Raw genomic sequence first — 17,082 nt, 5'->3', positions numbered from 1 at the left:
AAAGCAGAGGTTTTTGTCAGGGTATAATGATACTAAACTTTTCTTACAAATCTTCAAACGGTGACCTGATTTTTTGAAGACTTTTTATACTTACGTGCGTATAAATCTCCGTGGTTTTGCTGCTGCTGTGGCCCAACAGCTCCTGTATATACCTTAAGTCTGTGCCGTTTTCAAGATGGTGGGTGGCAAAGGAATGCCTTAACCAGTGCAGGGTTACCGGTTTATTGATCATGCTTTTGGCCAAAGCCTGTTTCAGTACGTTCTCCAGACTTTTTTCGCTGTATTTTTGCCCCTGATTTTGCCCCTCAAAAAGATATTCGACAGGCTTTTCGACCTTGTAATATTCCCTCAGCAATTCTATTATTTTATCAGGCAAAGGCACAAACCTGTCTTTTCGACCTTTGGATTGCCTGACCTTCAGCATTTTTCTTTTAGAGTCTATATCCAGTATCCTTATATTTAATAATTCACTTCTCCTTAATCCACAAGCATATATCAAGGAAAGCATTGCCTTATGCTTGATGTTTTTGTGGGCGTTAAGTATTTCCTTTACCTCCTCTTTACTTATAACGTTTGGAAGCAGTTTGGGCTTTTTCGGCCTATATACGATCTCCGGATCCAACTTCCTCTGCTGCCTGTTGCTGAAAAACAGCTTCACTGCATTGACGACCTGACTTTGGTAGGAAGCCGAGTACTTTCTGGCAAGCACATATTCCTTGTTGAAACGCTCCAAGTCTTGGTTGTCTACATCCTTGAGCGGCTTGTTCTTCAAAAACCTGAAAAAGGTGGTAAGGGCGCCAGAATAGGTTTCGATAGTGGATTCAGCATACCGCTTGTTGCGCAGCCAGTCAATAAAGGCAGCCACTTCTTTTGCTGATTCTGTATCCAACGGTTCGAGCTCTGGAATTAAAGGAGCAGGTTTTGGTATGGCTACTTTCTTCAATTGTGAATAGTCCAGCCAAGCTTTTCCCCGCAAAGCCTTTAAAAGCATGTCAAGCTGATTGTCGGAATATGGTACATACCAAACTTTCTGGAATGTGTCCCAATGACAATCAGGTAACAGTTTTACCGCTTGTTTTAGCTCTTCATCATAGGGGAAAATTAACTGGATAACGGGTGTTTTGTGATTAAACCCATTTTTCAAAAAGATCTTCTTCATATTCAAAAAAATTAGCTACCTAATTTAATAAATCTTTTTGATTATTAGATGAGCTTTCTTCTGTCATCGGTCCTGCCTCTGCCGAGTCAGGCAGGCTTCGGTCTTCCGTCCACTCAACTCAAGGATGATGGCAAGCAGTCCCTAAAAGGCCTTTTAAGCGCTATTCCAAACTGCTTTGCCAAACCCCAGCCTCCACCACATACGCCGCGTCAAACTTCCGTCTCCCCACTTCAAATTCCTCGGGTCCTGAGCAGATCAGGAACTCGACGCCCAGGGCGATTGCGTAAAATGCAAAATCCCCATCGGGCAGTTCGGCTGCCAACTCCAGGTCGATCGGAAGGGATTCCACGGGGATAGTATGGGACTCGGTCAGGTTGCTTGGTGGACTGTCGTTTTCACCCAGTGGGCCAAACTTGGTGGCCAGGAGGAAAAACCTCAGATGGGTGGCCGCACTGGGCAGCTGCAGATCCCCTGCCGCACGGAGCTGTGAAAAACTGACCTTCCAAGTCTGCTCCGTCCTTTCTATCCTTGGTTTGACCTTTACCACGTTGGAGAATTTGGATTTGTCGTTGAACTGGAAGTTTCTCATCAAGTCCCAGCCTCCTTTGAGCAGGGTACGTTCCCCACGGGAGTTTTCGGGGTCTGACTTCAGGATCCGGTTTAGGACACTGGAGAGCCTACTGTGCAGTTTGTTTGGCGCACAGCGCAGACTACCCGGCCATAGGGCCAGCTTGAGCTGGGATACCATGCTGGCAGCGCTCCCAAACTCGGCCATGTTTTCCCTGGTCCGGGCAAAACCGGCCTCCTTGAGGATCCGCTCCCTGCTGGCCCCGCCCTTGGTCTTGGCAAAATACCCGTCTTTGTTCTTGTAAAAAACAACCTCACCCAGCTTGCCGGTGAGCTTGATCAAGCCTTCTTGTTTAGCCATATAAGTTTAAGTTTAAAGGGACACGGAGGTTCCTACGTTGAAAATGGGCCACAAAGTCACACAAAGTTTTAAATAAGTATCACAAAGTCTCAAAATAACTTAGTGCGACTTTTTATTTGAACTTCTTCGACTTCGTGGCTTGTTTTTTTCCGCGATGCAGCTTCTATGTAACTTCTTTTTTAACTCTGTGCAACTCTGTGTCCCTTTTTTCCGCATACGGATTCCGTGTCCCTTTGATGGACGTCATACAGTCCCCAAGTACACGCTGTTGGACAGGTTGTGGGTGATGAGACTGGATTTGCTTCGGCTGTTGCGGCAGCTGAAGGCGATGTAGGCGTGGAGCTTGCCACGCCGCTCCTCCGGTATGGGCACATCCATCAGCAGGCTTTCAGCCGATCGCGGAGGGCCCTCCACCAGGTAGTAGGGCATGCTTTCCTCCAGGTCGTACAGGAGAACCAATACCTGATCCTTTGCCTTAGCATTGCCCGCGCCCACATTGTTTTCCCAGGTGAATTTCACCCTGCCATCCTCCGTCCAGCCCACTTGGGGAGCTTTGGGGCCGGTCAGGTTGCCTGAACTGATCAGTATTTGGTTGGGGGCAAGGGCCAAGCCGGTGTCGTGGTGGACCAGCGCATGGTTCATGATCTGCCCCGAGGCCTCGTGGTACCCTGTCCGGGCGCCCCTGATGCCGTGTTGGTGAGTGAAGTAAACCAGCTGCCGCAAAGGTTCCAAAAACCAGCGGGTGAGCCGAAGCTTTTCCTGTTGGTGCAGTTGGGCAGGGGTTGAAGGCTTTTTTTCGCTTTTGTCTTTTTTAGCGGGAGCCGATCTTACGTAGGTGACCCCGTTGATGGTGTAAAAAATCAGGTTGCCCACTTTACCGTTCAGGCCCTGATACTGTTCTGGTGCTTTCGCCATGAGAAATTTGGATTAAGAAATGGTTATAAAAAAGTACGCTACTCCAGGCTTCCACTCAATTCCGCAACCTTGTTGCCCGATTAAAAAACGCCTAATCCATATCTGAGGTCAAAAGCCAAACGAATATAGCAAAAACATTTGATATTCCAAATATATACGCAAATATATTTCAGATTTTGCAATAATCTGAAACAAAGATTATTCTGCAATGCACTGGCAAAACTAGAAGTTGCTTAGAAGATGGTTAGAACATGCTTAGAGTATGGTCAGAAGAATATATGGATTTAGTCTAGGTTATTACTCATTTTCCAAATAATGTAAAATCAGTTTGAGAGCAGGATTTTCTGGTTTGACAGAGGGAGGATGCGGTACTGGACCAAACCCTTGTTAGGCTTTGTGCCCCATTTTAATTTGAATGGTGTAAAGTAGTTTGGGTCCGAATAGAGGCAAGTCTGCAGTTAAGCAGTTAAGGATTAGTTTTTTGGACGGAAAAGGAAACGGTTTTTTTAATGTAAACATTCTAGGGTTTTAGTTTTCTTAACATCTCTTAGGTTTCATTAAGTCTAATCTGGGAATGGAATCTCTACCTTTGGTCTATAGGAAATTTTAATTACATGATTATGAAGAAATATTTTACTCTTTTTATACTTTCATTCCTGATATTCGACGGTGAGTTGATGGCCCAGCAAACCATTGAATTAGAGCTGTATGGAGGCTCGGCTGTGTCTCATTTTAGTGCGGAGGTGGGTATGCATCGTGAGGAATTTTTCTTTGGGGCAATTAATTTTTATTCGAAATGAGAAGTTTTATAATGTTAATTTTTGCTGTGGCTACCGGCAACGTGTGGGGGCAAGGGCAGGTAAGTGGATATGTGGAGGATAAAGGCAGCGGTGAAAAGCTTTTTGGCGCTACCATTTTGATTGAAGGAACTGGCCGCGGTGCCCATACCAATTTCTACGGCTTTTTTAGCCTTAACCTTCCCGATTCCACTGCTATTTTAAGGGTGTCGCATGTGGGGTACAAAACCCAAACGGTAAACTTGGATATGGCTGCTTCCAGGAAATTGACTGTGGGGCTACAGCCACTGGATGATCTTGACGAGGTGGTAGTGGAGGAAAACAAGGAGCTTTCCTTCGAAAGGCAGGTGCAGCTCTCCTCGATCAATATGCCGGCCCGGCAACTCAAACAGTTGCCTGCAGTAGGCGGTGAAATAGATCTGATCAGGGGGATCCAACTCATGCCGGGGGTGCAGGGCGGAAAAGAGGGACTTACGGGCATGTATGTAAGGGGTGGCGGCCCAGACCAGAACCTGATTCTTCTTGATGGCATCCCCCTTTATAACGTAGGGCATCTGGGAGGGATATTTTCTACCTTCAATCCAGATGTGGTGGCGGATGTCAACCTGATGAAGGGTGGCTTTCCTGCCCGGTATGGGGGGAGACTGTCCTCTGTGCTGAATGTGAAAATGAGGGACGGCAACCGAAATGAAATGCGCACGGAAGGGGCGGTGGGGCTGGTCTCAGCACGGATCAGCAATGAGGGGCCTATCAATAAAGGCAAGGGTTCTTATATCGTGGCTCTTCGGAGATCTTATGTCGATATGTTTACCAGGCCTATAGCCAGAATTGCCTCGGGAGGGAGCCATGGTTTTGGTTACACATTCTATGACTTCAATGGCAAGGCGAGTTATGACCTGTCTCCAAAAGACAAAATTCAGGTGACTGCCTACAGCGGCCACGACAGGGGAGTGGTGAATGCGAGGGATACGAGCAACATCAGGTCAAGTAATTATTTCAAATGGGGAAACCAATTGGCCACTGTAAGGTGGAATAGGGTTATTTCCGACCGGCTTTTCTCTAATACCACGGTGGGCTATACCAATTATATTTTTGATATCGCCACCGATCACAGCAATCCCGAGGAAGAGCATTTCTATCATTTTGGTTACCAATCAGGGATCAGGGACTGGAATCTGAAATATGACCTTGAATATTACCACAGCAAAAGCCACCTGTTTCGGGTAGGAGCCCAGGCCATCCATCACAAATTTACCCCTGGGGTCAATGCCATAAGGAGCACAGATCAGGGTGTCCAAATGGATACTACTTTTGGATCGCAGAATGTGAATGCCTGGGAGCTTTCCTATTATTTGGAAGATGAATGGACGCTCAGCGACCGGTTTAGTGCCAACCTCGGAGTTCATTTCAATAATTACTTCGTGGAAGGTGAACAATATTTTTCGGCACAGCCGAGAATGACTGCGCGATACCAAGTAGGCCCAAGATCGTCTTTAAAAGCCGGGTTTGCCCAGATGCAGCAAAATGTCCACCTATTAAGCAGCACCGGTGTGGGGATCCCGACGGATTTATGGGTGCCTGCCACCTCCCGCACCCGGCCGCAGCAGTCTTGGCAATACACGCTAGGATACCATAGGATGTTGGATAAAGGTTGGGAGTTTTCTGTGGAAGGTTATTACAAAAACATGACAAACCTTATCGCCTACTCCGACGGCGTCAACTGGCTGGAAGGTGCAGCGGACTGGCAGGATCAAATTGAAAGAGAAGGAGAGGGACGGGCCAGGGGCATTGAGGTGCTGCTTCAGAAAAAGGAGGGCCGGTGGAGTGGATGGCTGGGGTATACCTTGGCCCAGTCAGAACGCAGGTTTGACAACATTATGGATGGACAGTTCTTCCCTGACCGTTTTGACCGAAGGCATGATATAGGCTTGACAATGGCTTATCAGGTGAATGACAAAGTGAGCTTTTCAGCCTCTTGGACTTATGGTACAGGGGAGGCCATCACCTTGGCAGAAGGGCGCTACCAGGCCTATACTGAGCCTCCGATTGGGCTGTCAGGTGGATTGACGGGTCCTAATCGATATGTTGAGCATTATGAGGGCAGAAATAATTTTAGAATGCGGTCCTACCACAGGGCAGATTTTGGGATAAGATTCTCCAAGGATAAAAGATGGGGTGAGCGAACCTGGAATTTAGGCTTTTACAATGTATATAATCGTGCAAACCCCTTTTACTATTATTGGTCGGGAGGCACCAATTTCTTTGGCGTAAATGCGGGAGGCACCATGAGGTTGAGGCAGATGGCCCTATTGCCCATCCTTCCAGCATTCAGTTATGAATTCAAATTATATTGATGATGAAAAGATTATTTTGGGGATTGATTCCCATGGCTTTGTCGGGTTGCATGGGATGGATAAATCAGGAGGTGGAAATAGACCTGCCCGGACATGAATCAAAGATTGTGTTGAATGCCCTGCTTAAGGATGGGGATACCCAAGTGAGGTTGGGAATACATAAATCGTATGGTATGATGGATGAGGGCTCAATAAAGGATGGTTTGCCCAATGCCAATGTGCAGATGAGGGTGAATGGGGAATTAATAGAGCGGTTTAGCTTTTTTGGGGGAGAGGATGACTACACGGCTCCCTATCGCATTCACGTAGGGGATAGCGTAGAAGTGGAAATTGACGCCCCAGGATTTGCCTCAGTTAGCAGCTCCACAGTGGTGCCCGTGCCGACCGAGCTGATTTCTGCCAGGTTTGGAGGTGTAGATAGGGGATTGGGAAGTGTGCCACAAAGGGAAGTGTTTTTCAGAGTTGCTCCGCCAGTGGAGGGCAAAAGCTATTATGTGCTTAAGTTTGCCCAGCAAAGAGAGGGTCAGCCGATGAGGACGGCCATACAGTTGACCTCCAACATTCCTTTCATCACGCCCATGCATCCTTTTAATGTTGGCTTTGAGTCTACTCCCACGCAGGGGACCGAAGCTGAGATGGTGGTTTTGGTAAGTGAGCTCTATTATTCAGGGACCCAAGAGGGTTTGGAAAGTTACCTGATATTGGAAACGGTGAGCAAGGAGTATTACGACTATGTGACCACCTATTATTATCACTATACCAACCAGAGCCCCGATATTTTTGGTGGCGAGCCCACCCCCATGCCCAGCAACATTACTAACGGCTACGGCATCTTCGGTGCGGCATCGAGTCATATGGTTAGGATTGAGTGATGGGGGATGTCGGATGTCGGATGACAGATGTCGGATGCCTGATGAAGGGTGTCGGATGTGGGATGAAACACTGCTTCGCGGAAGCAAAAGGGACACCCACCCCGGCGGGCAGGCGGTGTTTCGCAGAGTATTAAATGGGGTTTCACGGAGTTTTCTTTTTCGCAATAATTAGAAGAGACCTTGAAGCACTAAATTTTGCAACCACGCCAGATGAGATGAGATCATGATTTCTCGCAGCGCCGCAGCGAAACCGCAGCGGTCGCGGCGAGAAATTGGTTTCAGATACCTTAATTTTCTTCTTTCCGCATCTTGCTTTCTTGGCGGTGGACATTTTTCTTCGGCTATGAGAGAAACCTTTCCTACGTATTTGGTTTCTTCATGAAGTCAAAGGCTCCTTTTCGTAGGTTGATGTTATGTTCTAAGTAGGCTTTGAGGCAGGCGAGGAAGTTGGCCCAGCCTTCGGTGTTTTCGATTAGCCATTTTAGGTTGGCTTCATTGATATCCTTTTCTTTTTCTTCTACCCGCACAATGACTGATTTGTCCGGTTGTACTTCCAAACTTATTTTTACAGTCGTTTCCTTATCCCAGACAAAACTGATAGAGAGATTCTTCTCGATGGCAACTTGGTTAACAATACATTCATAATCTGGGAATTCCGGGAATTTCCAAATGAGTTCATTTCCCTCCTCAAGCCATCCGGAAGTTTCAGAAAGGAAATACTGGGTAATCTTTTCAGAATTTACAATGCCATCAAAAATCTCTTCAATAGGCTTTTGTATTTGTATAGCGGCTTTTGGAGTTAATTTCATAATTCTATTAGATCAAAGCTTGTAGCTTGAAAAACTATTATCTGGATCTACCTTCAAGAAATACAATAAGATATTAGTGTCCACACACAGCCTATGTCCACTCATTTCTTAACTTTTTCTGATATTCTAATGGGTCGATGTCGATTTTAAGTTTTCCTGCATATTTCCAAATATCTCTCTTTGAAGATTTTGAAACAACTTCATCAACCCGTTTTTTTATTTCTTCTTTAGAAGTCCCTTTTTTTATGATAGTCACAATAATTAATCCTTTTAACCAATATAACAATTCTTTATCAATTTTGATTGGGGTGGGGGTAGAATTCTTCATTGTGCCATTCCTCTTGCATTTCACGCCGAAGAATCTGAAATTGTAGTCTTTACCAACCCTAAAAACCAGTACACATGACACTGACACATGCGCTAAATAAAACCGACTTTGGATCGAAGGAGAATATTGGGAAAGTGATTTCGGAACAGGAAGCCCTTGAGCTGCTTTCCGATTGGGTGAAAAATGACAAATTGGCCTTTCACATGAAGCAGGTGGGCCATCTGATGAAAGCATATGCCTTACAGCAAGGATATGAAGATCAGACTGTCCATATGTGGTACCTAGCTGGGCTCCTTCATGACGCGGATTGGGACCAGTGGCCGGATGAGCACTGCAGCAGGATCATCGAAGAACTGGAGTACAGGGAAGTGGATCCACGGATCATTAAAGCCATTGCCTCTCATGGTCCTAGGTATTTTGGAGTGAAACCCGAGTCTGAAATGGATAAGATGCTTTATGCCTTTGATGAGCTTTCCGGCTTTGTCCACGCCTATTCCCTGATGAGACCCCAAGGTTACGAAGGTATGGAGGTGAAAGGGGTGAAGAAGCGACTTAAGGATAAAAGTTTTGCCGCCCAAGTAAGCCGCGACGACATCGCTGACGCCAGTGAAAGATCCGGAATACCGGTGGAGGAATTGATCAAATTTGTAATTGTGAATCAGCTGAGAGGGGAGTGAAAAAACCTGCCAGTTTTTTTTGAAAATTCGAAAACCTGGCAGGTTTAATCATTAAAATACGCTCTTGACAATACCCCCATCTACCCGCAGGGCGGCGCCGTTGATGCCGGAGGCTTTTGGGCTGCAGACGAAAGTCACCATGTCGGCGATCTCTTCAACTTTCAACAGACGACCCAAAATTGAGGTGGGGCGGTTTTCTTCCATGAATTTCTTCATGCCCTCCTCTATGTCCATGTCCGAAAACTGTTCCTTGATCAGTTCCCTTACACTTTCTGTGTCGGTGGAGCCGGGCATCACGGCATTTACCGTCACGTCTGTGCCGGAAGTGAGTTCTGCAAGGTTTCTGGAAATGGAAAGCATCATGGTTTTAGTGGCCCCATAATGCGCCATATTGGGATCAGGGTTGACGGCCGTTTCGGAGGATACAAAGATAACCCTGCCGTTTCCTTTGTCAATCATCTTTTTGCCATAATGCTGGCTCAGCCTTACCGCGCTCATGATATTGACATCGAAAATGGTCTGCCAGTCCTCTTCTGTTTCTTCAAAAAAAGGCTTGGCCTCATAGAAGCCTACATTGTTGATCAATATGTCTACATCGGGATATTGCTCGATAATTTTATCGCAATCTTCTTTTTTACCCAGGTCACCAATAGCTTTTTTAAATTTGGTGCTGTTGGTTTTTTCCTGCAGTTCGTTGATGGCTTCACTGACTGATTCGTCAGACCGCCCATTGATAATCACTTCTACGCCCTCTTTGGCTAGGGATTCGGCAATCGCAATTCCAATCCCTCCCGATGAGGCTGTGACAAGGGCTGTTTTGTTCTCCAATTGTAAGTCCATAATTTATAAGGTTGTGGTTTAAGTAAATAACTGCTTATATAAAAGGTTAGAGCTGGAATTGTTTAGATGGGAATAGGGCGGGAGACTGGAGGCCGAAGCCTGCCTGACTCGGCAGAGGCAGGACCGAAAGCTGTACGCGGAGAGGATGGGCACCCACTCCGCCAAAAAAAAGCCACCCGAATTGGGTGGCTTGATGTTCTTTGATGGGAAGTATTAAGATTGTCTTTCTTCGTTTTCGGAGTCGATGGAATCTTCGGTTACGGCTTCGAGTTCGGTTTCCTCTTCAGGGTCGGCATCTTTTTCAGCTCTTGCTTTTTCGTTTTCCGAACGCACCTGGTCGCGGCGGGCCTGCTCCTCCTTTACCTCACTCACAGGTCTCAGGTTGGAAGGAGGGGGAGGCAGAAGCTCCTCGTCATCTTTTTCGTATGGGAATACCTCTACAATCGGGCTTTCCACAATGTCAGGCACATTGAAGGAAACCAGCATGTTGCTCATGGATTCGTAGATCCTTTCATAGGCCTCTTTTACATGGTGGGCGGTGATCAGCATGTACTGGGTCACCTTTTTCTCCTTGCCGCTGTCGGCATCGGCCACCACGTAGGTGATTTTACATTTGTGCCAAATGTCGATGTCATCGTAAGGGAAAACATCCACAATATTGCTTTTGCCGATACTGGTCACCTGGAAATCCCCACGGATCACACTGCCCAACATATCGTAAATCCTGGCTTCAGCTTCGGTAAAGGATACCGCATCCACCAAATACTGTTCTGACACATTTTTGAGCAGTCCCTGCTCATTTTCCTTCGCGTATTTTACTTTACACAAAAACCAAGTTCTCATTGAATTCTATCTTAAGATTGACTGGCTAAGGTAAACATGAATTTGAGAAAGCGCAAAAAGATGCGGCGGATTAATTGGCAGAATTTTTTCTGTATAATTGAAAACATCATTTTTATTACTTTATATTAGTCAAAAAAGACACCCTACATGTGGAATAAACTTTTTTACAGTTTCCCGATACAGCTCTTGATTCTGCATCTGCGCAAAAACATCCTGCTGATCGGTATTTGGGTGCTTCTTGCGGTCATCGCACTCGAGGGGTTTGGCAAGGTATTGGGCATTCCATACCTCTTTCTGGATCCCGAATACCTCAACGAAGTCAGCTGGGTGGGTTTTTTCCTTGTGGGGATCGGTTTTGCCATCTATACGATGGCCTTCCATATGACGGTATATATCATGGATGCCTCCAAGTTCAAGTTTCTGGCCATCCTGCCCCGTCCCTTTCTGCAGTTTTGTGTGAACAATGGTATTATCCCGCTGCTCTTTTATGGGGTCTATATTTTCGCAGTCATCCGGTTTCAGCTGGACAATGATCTGGAAAATAACTGGCTGATTGCCCAGTTTTTACTCGGATTTATTGGTGGTACTTTGCTGACTTATATATTGCTTTTCACCTATTTTGGGTTTACCAATAAAGATTTCTTTTTGCTTTTTGCCGATACTCTGGATAAAAAGCTCCGAAAAACTTCCATCCCTCGGGCCAATGTGATCAGCAGGTACAAGGATCGGAAGAAAACCCGTGAAAAGGTGTTGACCTATCTGGATACTTCTTTAAAACTTCGGGAAGTAAGGCAGGATTTGTTCAGGTTTGAGGGAAACCAGTTGCTGCGGGTTTTTGACCAAAACCATCTCAACTTGTTTATTCTGCAGACCTTCCTGGTGATCTTTATCTTATTCCTTGGTTTTTTCAGGGAGGAAAAGTTCTTGCAATTTCCAGCAGCGATGAGCTCCACGCTGCTCTTGGCCATCCTGACCATGGGGGTGGGGGCAATCAGCTTTTGGTTGCGGGGATGGGCCACACCTGTTGCCATAGCCTTTTTCGTGGTGATCAATATGGCATCAAAAACCCCTTTGCTCAACCGGCCCCATACGGCTTTTGGACTGGACTATACCATAGATCCCAAAAAATACAACCTGGCCACGGTAAATGAAATCCTGCACCAGGATACCGTGCAAAAAGACAGGGAAAGAACATTAGAAATCCTTAACCGCTGGAGGTCCAATTTTCCCGAAGGGGAAAATCCCAAAATGGTGATGGTGGCCACCAGTGGAGGAGGGCAGAGGGCCGCGCTGTGGACGGTGAATGTGCTGCAACATGCGCATAAGCACACTAATGGAAAACTGTTTGAGCAAACCCGTCTAATATCCGGTGCCTCAGGCGGAATGATAGGGGCGGGATTTTTCAGGGAGCTATACCTCCGATCCTTGCAGGACCCAATGCTGGATATCACTGATTTCACATATTTGCAGCAAATTTCCTCGGATAACCTGAACCCTATTATTTTCACCTTATTGGTCAATGATCTGTTGATCAGAAACCGCTATTTTGATTATAACGGGAGAAAATATCTCCAAGACAGGGGGTATGCCTTTGAAAGCCAGCTTAACATCAACACAAATGGGATTTTGGACAAACCTATCAGGGAGTATGAAAAACCTGAAGGGGAGGCCCTAATTCCCATGATGCCTATCACCCCGCTGATTATCAATGATGCGCGCAAATTGTTTATCTCGCCGCACTCCATGAGCTACATGGGTATTTCCATGGGAAGGGCGGATGGATTTAGGGAGAAAAGCCAGGGAATTGATTTTAAAAGGTTTTTTGCAGCCCACGATGCTGATAACCTTAGGTTTATCAGTGCATTAAGGATGGGGGCCACCTTTCCCTTTATCACGCCAAATATACAGCTGCCCTCTGAACCTCAGATGGAGATCATGGATGCCGGGCTTTCTGATAATTTCGGGGTGCAGGATGCCATGAGGTTCCTGTATGTTTTCAATGACTGGATCAGTGAAAATACCTCCGGTGTGGTGCTGCTGACCATTAGGGATTCTGAAAAGTTTACCGACATCGAGCCCAAGCTTCCTCCTTCCATTTCCCAAAAGCTGGTAACCCCACTCAAAAATATTTACATCAATTGGGATAATGTGCAGACGCTTCACAACGAGGTGCTGTACAATTATATGAAGGAAATCCTCGCTGTGGAGATGGAAAGAGTTGAATTTGAGTATAGCACCCGCTCCTATTTGGAAGAGCGGGAAGGCTACCTGGACAAACCGGAGGAGCTCAAGCAGGAAGAGGTCGAAATCCAGCGGGCATCGCTCAACTGGCGATTGACCGCCAGGGAAAAGCGCTCTATAATCGAAAGCATCCACAGCCCTTTTAATCAAAAGTCACTCAGGCGACTCGAGGAAATGTTTGGGTCGGATTAATTGACCTCCAGTTCCTCTTCCAGCATTTTGATTTGCTCTGGTTTACCTACCACATAGACGATATCGCCAAGCTTGAACCTGGTGTCTCCGGTGAGATCGGTGAAGGTTCGTCCCTTGCGTTTGATGGCTACAATATTGAGCCCCAGGTCTTCTCTGATATTCATGTCCTTCAGCTTGACACCGATGTAATCCCCGGAATCCTTTTCCACCTTGAGACTGACAAAATTGATCTCCGGCAGGTCAAAACCAAACTCTGATGAAGCCGTGCCGGTGGGGCTGCGGAACATTTCATAATTATGGCTTCGGACTTCCTTGGTGAAATCTTCCACGTCATGCCGGGGCACCAGGTACTTGTTGAGCACCCGGGTAAAGATTTCGATGCTGGTCTCAAACTCCTCCGGGATGACCTCGTCGGCGCCGAGTTTGATATTCTCATCAATTTCATTGACATACCTAGTTCTTACCATTAGGAAGGCATTTTGGTTGAAATGGCGCACATTTGCGATGATCCCTTTGGTGGCATCACTATCCGATATAGCCACCACTACCACTCGAGCGCTATGGATGTTGACATGCTCCAAAACGGATTCATTTGCCGCGTCGCCATAGATAATGGGTTCCCCGTTGGCCGATTCTGTGCGCACGGTTTCGGGGTTCATCTCGATGATGGCATAGGGGATATTTGCCCTTTTGGCTGCGCGGGAAAGGTTCCGGCCATTGAGTCCATATCCTATGATGATCAGATGGTCTTTGAGCTCGTTGTCTTCTGCCAGACCAGGAGCTGGTTCAGAGTTTCCAGTTTTGATTTTCCTTTTCAGTTTGGCCGGCAGAGGTACCCTGCATAGCTTGTAGGCAAAATGCACCCTTTTCTTTAACACAAAAGGGGTGATGGCCATGGTGAGGATAGAAATTGCCAAGAAATATTGGTAAGTGGTATCATCTAGCAGGTTGTACCTAAAGCCCTCTTTTGCCAACAAAAGGGAAAATTCCCCCACTTGAAAAAGGGAAAAGCCTACTATAAAGGCCTCCTCCAGCGAGGCACCTATGGATTTGACGGCTATGGAGGCTATGATAAACTTTACTGCAAATGTTAGCAACACGAGTCCGGCGATGATGAAAAAATGCTCATAGAGGAAGGTGACGTCAAACAACATCCCCACAGACACGAAGAAAAAGCTCAGGAAAATCTCCCTAAAAGGCAAAATTTTACCCGTGGCCTGGTGGCTGTAGTCGGATTCGCTGATGATCAAGCCAGCCAAAAATGCCCCAAGTCCTAGGGAAAGACCAAGTAGTGAAGTCAGGTAAGCTACCGCAAAACAGGTAACAATGATGGTCAAAAGGAAAAGCTCTGCATTCCTTGTTTTGGCTACCCTAAAGAGGAGGTTGGGCATCAGGTATTTGGCGCTCAGGATGGTAAGCAAAATCACCAAGGCTCCCTTGAGGGCCATGTACATCAGGGAAAGGGCGACATTGTCCGACTCTCCAGCCAGCATCGGGGTGAAGAGCATAAAAGGCACGATGATCACATCCTGAAAAATCAGAATGGCCAAGGTGGTACGCCCCGAAATGGTATTCACCTGTCCGGCTTCTTGGAGAAGTTTGAGTACTATAGCGGTACTACTAAGTGCAAACAGGAATCCGAAAAAAACGGCAATGTTCCAGTCGAAGCCCAAAAAGTAAGTGAGTAGGGTAGTGGCAGAGATAGTCAGCCCCACCTGCAGGGCGCCACCAATGAAGACGGCTTTTTTGATGCTCAGGAGGCTCTTGAGGGAAAACTCCATCCCTATGACAAATAGCAGTAAGATGACGCCAATCTCTGAAAGTACTTCCACAGCAGTGGAGGCCGTCACCAAAGAGAGTCCATAAGGGCCCGCAATAGCCCCTGTAAGCAGAAACCCTATAATAGTCGGGATTTTAAACCTGGTAAAGATCAGGATCACCAGCGTGGCCAATCCAAATATTACCACTATATCCGAAAGCAGTGGGAGTTCGACAGATGCTAAAATTGGAGTCATGTAGTGGTGGTCGCAAATTAGGTGAATTACAAAAATAAGCTAAAAGCTCGAAAGTGGCGGGATAAAAGAAAAAAATGGGGGGGGAGGAGGAATTCTGAAATTGGAATTGAAATGGGGCACAAAGGGCACGAAGTTTAAAAGAAGTAACGCAAAGGCTGCTTCGTGAAAACATATTAGAGGGCGAGATTTTAAGCCCTCCTTTTACTAGCCCATAATTTATTAAATGGATGTTGAATTAGAGAATACCATTCCCACTTTTTTAATCTTAGTACATAGTACTTCGTACCTAGTACAATTTTTCAATACGCAAACCCAAACCGCTTATAAATAAAATGCATCAGCCAAGCTGGACCGATCAGGAGGAACTGTACGTCTTTGATGAAGGAGGGTTTTTTGCCCTCTATTTTGTGGCCGTAGAATTGGAAAATCCAAGCCAGGATGAAGATGATCAGACTGACTGCCCACAATGGGACCGGTGAGAGGATGGATATCAGATTGGCTACTGCCAGGCAGATGGCCGAAAATAAAAACATGCCCAGTGCCAGGGGAGGCGAAAGCAGCGCATAATAGATCAGTACAATGGCCAGCACCAATGTCGCCCAGTTGGCGAAGTTGCCCAACAGGGGCTGGAGATTTTCCAATGGACCCTGGGGAATGCTGAAAACCAGACCGACAATGCTGAAAAATATAGCCGGCACACAGACCCAGTGGATAGTTTTGTTGGTAGGGTTCTGGTGGGTCACCCCGTATTCAGCCAGTAATTCATCAATTTTTCTCATATTCCCATGGGTATAAATGTAGCTTGTATTTTAATCCATCCATTAATATACTAAATTGGGCTGAATATTTAGAAACAATTTTATGAATAGATGTCGGATGTCAGATGCACCACAGGTTCGGTCATCCTGCATCTCACATCGAACATCCGACATCGGTCATCTGACATTTAACATCATATGCTAAGCTACTGGGAAAAGAAAAACTTTATCAATTACGATTTCATTGTGGTAGGAGCCGGGATTGTGGGGCTCTCCACGGCCATTCACCTCAAGGTCAAGTTCCCCAAAAAATCGGTTCTGGTGTTGGAAAGGGGGATTTTTCCGAGTGGGGCAAGTTCCAGAAATGCAGGTTTTGCTTGCTTTGGAAGTCTTACCGAAATCTTGGACGACCTCTACCACATGGATGAGGACGAGGTACTGGAACTGGTAGCCAGAAGGTTTAGCGGCCTGTCGGAAATCAGGGAGGTTTTCGGAGACCATGAGTTGGGCTATGAGTCCTTGGGCGGTTATGAGATGTTCAGAGAAGAAGACCATCGCAGCCTGGAAAAAATTTATCTGGTCAACTCCCTGCTGAAGGATCTATTTGGGGAGGATGTTTTTCATATGGAGAAGAACGTAAAGAAATTCGGTTTTTCCCCCGCCGTGAAAGCTGTTGTGAGGAATGACCTGGAAGGGCAACTGGATTCAGGTAAGTTTCTTAAAGCCCTTTGGCGGAAATGCCATTCCTTGGATGTGCAATTACTTACAGGGGCCGAGGTGACAGGTATCGATCGGGAAAATGGGATTGTAAAAGTGGATAACCCAGTTTATAGTTCCCAAATTGAGTTTTTTGGCCAAAAAATTGCCATTTGCACAAATGCATTCACCAAACAGCTTTTGCCTGAAATCGACATGAAGCCCGGCAGGGGTACTGTGCTGGTGTCGGAACCTATACCCGGGCTGGCCTGGAAGGGGGCTTTTCACTTTGATAAGGGTTATACTTATTTCAGAAATGTGGAGGACAGACTTTTGATAGGTGGAGGGAGAAATATGGCCTTTGAAGATGAGGAGACGGATATTTTTGGTGTAAACCAGGTGATCAAAGACTATCTGGTCAAGCTGACCAACGAGGTGATTTTTCCGGGGCAGTCAGTGAAATTCGAGATGGAGTGGTCAGGCATCATGGCCTTTGGCAGCAATAAAACTCCCGTAGTGCAAAAACTTGATGAACGTACAGGGGTTGCCATACGAATGGGCGGAATGGGAGTAGCAATAGGTTGGCAAGCCGCCAAAGAGTTGGTAAACCTGTTTGAAAAGGCATAAAATCCATTATTTTTTATTAATTTCAACGTTT

15 protein-coding genes are annotated in these 17,082 nt (G+C 46.3%); 6 read left to right on the top strand and 9 right to left on the bottom strand.

The window, feature by feature from the left end:
* Positions 1-43: 43 nt before the first annotated feature.
* The 3 genes from xerA to KIH41_RS06390 all read right to left on the bottom strand — a co-directional run bounded on the left by xerA (position 44) and on the right by KIH41_RS06390 (position 3,002).
* Complete coding sequence (gene xerA, locus KIH41_RS06400) at positions 44-1,159, bottom strand: site-specific tyrosine recombinase/integron integrase (RefSeq protein ID WP_214161897.1); 1,116 nt, start codon at positions 1,157-1,159, stop codon at positions 44-46.
* Between the two features lie 160 nt (positions 1,160-1,319).
* A complete protein-coding gene (locus KIH41_RS06395) occupies positions 1,320-2,087 on the bottom strand; it encodes a hypothetical protein (protein WP_214161896.1) in 768 nt (255 codons plus the stop codon).
* A gap of 243 nt (positions 2,088-2,330) precedes the next feature.
* Entirely contained in the window at positions 2,331-3,002 is a 672-nt protein-coding gene (locus tag KIH41_RS06390; RefSeq protein ID WP_214161895.1) for a DUF6266 family protein, read from the bottom strand.
* Between the two features lie 620 nt (positions 3,003-3,622).
* On the opposite strand from KIH41_RS06390, the gene KIH41_RS06385 reads away from it, so the two are divergent.
* From KIH41_RS06385 to KIH41_RS06375, 3 genes are read left to right on the top strand one after another with little or no spacing between them, the layout of a single operon-like run.
* The gene (locus KIH41_RS06385; protein WP_214161894.1) at positions 3,623-3,802 is read left to right on the top strand and encodes a hypothetical protein; all 180 of its coding nucleotides are present in this window, start codon (positions 3,623-3,625) and stop codon (positions 3,800-3,802) included.
* Complete coding sequence (locus tag KIH41_RS06380; protein ID WP_214161893.1) at positions 3,799-6,153, top strand: TonB-dependent receptor; 2,355 nt, start codon at positions 3,799-3,801, stop codon at positions 6,151-6,153. Before KIH41_RS06385 ends, KIH41_RS06380 begins: the two co-directional genes overlap by 4 nt.
* On the top strand, positions 6,153-7,025 hold the full coding sequence (locus tag KIH41_RS06375) for a DUF4249 family protein (RefSeq protein ID WP_214161892.1): 873 nt from the start codon (positions 6,153-6,155) through the stop codon (positions 7,023-7,025). The genes KIH41_RS06380 and KIH41_RS06375 overlap by 1 nt, the downstream gene beginning before the upstream one ends.
* Positions 7,026-7,384: 359 nt before the next feature.
* Here the strand turns inward: KIH41_RS06375 and KIH41_RS06370 are convergent, their stop codons facing one another.
* Positions 7,385-7,834, bottom strand: coding sequence for an SRPBCC domain-containing protein (locus tag KIH41_RS06370; protein WP_246538990.1), 450 nt, complete (start codon positions 7,832-7,834; stop codon positions 7,385-7,387).
* A gap of 91 nt (positions 7,835-7,925) precedes the next feature.
* Positions 7,926-8,162: a hypothetical protein gene (locus KIH41_RS06365; protein WP_214161891.1), complete on the bottom strand. Its 237-nt coding sequence runs from the start codon at positions 8,160-8,162 to the stop codon at positions 7,926-7,928.
* Positions 8,163-8,236: 74 nt separating this feature from the next.
* Here KIH41_RS06365 and KIH41_RS06360 point away from each other — a divergent pair, with 74 nt between their 5' ends.
* Positions 8,237-8,839, top strand: coding sequence for a hydrolase (locus KIH41_RS06360; protein WP_214161890.1), 603 nt, complete (start codon positions 8,237-8,239; stop codon positions 8,837-8,839).
* 51 nt (positions 8,840-8,890) lie between these two features.
* Here KIH41_RS06360 and KIH41_RS06355 read toward each other — a convergent pair whose 3' ends face one another.
* Complete coding sequence (locus tag KIH41_RS06355) at positions 8,891-9,679, bottom strand: SDR family NAD(P)-dependent oxidoreductase (RefSeq protein WP_213943807.1); 789 nt, start codon at positions 9,677-9,679, stop codon at positions 8,891-8,893.
* A gap of 213 nt (positions 9,680-9,892) precedes the next feature.
* A complete protein-coding gene (locus tag KIH41_RS06350) occupies positions 9,893-10,522 on the bottom strand; it encodes a DUF4494 domain-containing protein (protein ID WP_214161889.1) in 630 nt (209 codons plus the stop codon).
* A 147-nt stretch (positions 10,523-10,669) separates the two neighbouring features.
* Here KIH41_RS06350 and KIH41_RS06345 point away from each other — a divergent pair, with 147 nt between their 5' ends.
* Entirely contained in the window at positions 10,670-12,955 is a 2,286-nt protein-coding gene (locus KIH41_RS06345; protein WP_214161888.1) for a patatin-like phospholipase family protein, read from the top strand.
* On the opposite strand, the gene KIH41_RS06340 is transcribed toward KIH41_RS06345, so the two are convergent.
* Both KIH41_RS06340 and KIH41_RS06335 read right to left on the bottom strand, forming a co-directional pair.
* Entirely contained in the window at positions 12,952-14,970 is a 2,019-nt protein-coding gene (locus KIH41_RS06340) for a cation:proton antiporter (protein WP_214161887.1), read from the bottom strand. The genes KIH41_RS06345 and KIH41_RS06340 overlap by 4 nt on opposite strands.
* Before the next feature lie 299 nt (positions 14,971-15,269).
* Positions 15,270-15,749, bottom strand: coding sequence for an Mpo1 family 2-hydroxy fatty acid dioxygenase (locus KIH41_RS06335; protein ID WP_214161886.1), 480 nt, complete (start codon positions 15,747-15,749; stop codon positions 15,270-15,272).
* 177 nt (positions 15,750-15,926) lie between these two features.
* On the opposite strand from KIH41_RS06335, the gene KIH41_RS06330 reads away from it, so the two are divergent.
* Positions 15,927-17,051 carry an NAD(P)/FAD-dependent oxidoreductase gene (locus KIH41_RS06330; protein ID WP_214161885.1) on the top strand — a complete coding sequence of 375 codons (1,125 nt, stop codon included), beginning with the start codon at positions 15,927-15,929 and terminating at the stop codon, positions 17,049-17,051.
* Positions 17,052-17,082 lie beyond the last annotated feature (31 nt).

The sequence above is a fragment of the Litoribacter ruber genome (genome assembly GCF_018500185.1).
Classification (GTDB): Bacteria; Bacteroidota; Bacteroidia; order Cytophagales; family Cyclobacteriaceae; genus Litoribacter; species Litoribacter ruber.
Note: the sequence above shows the minus strand (reverse complement) of the source record. Positions and strands in the feature narration are given on the sequence as shown.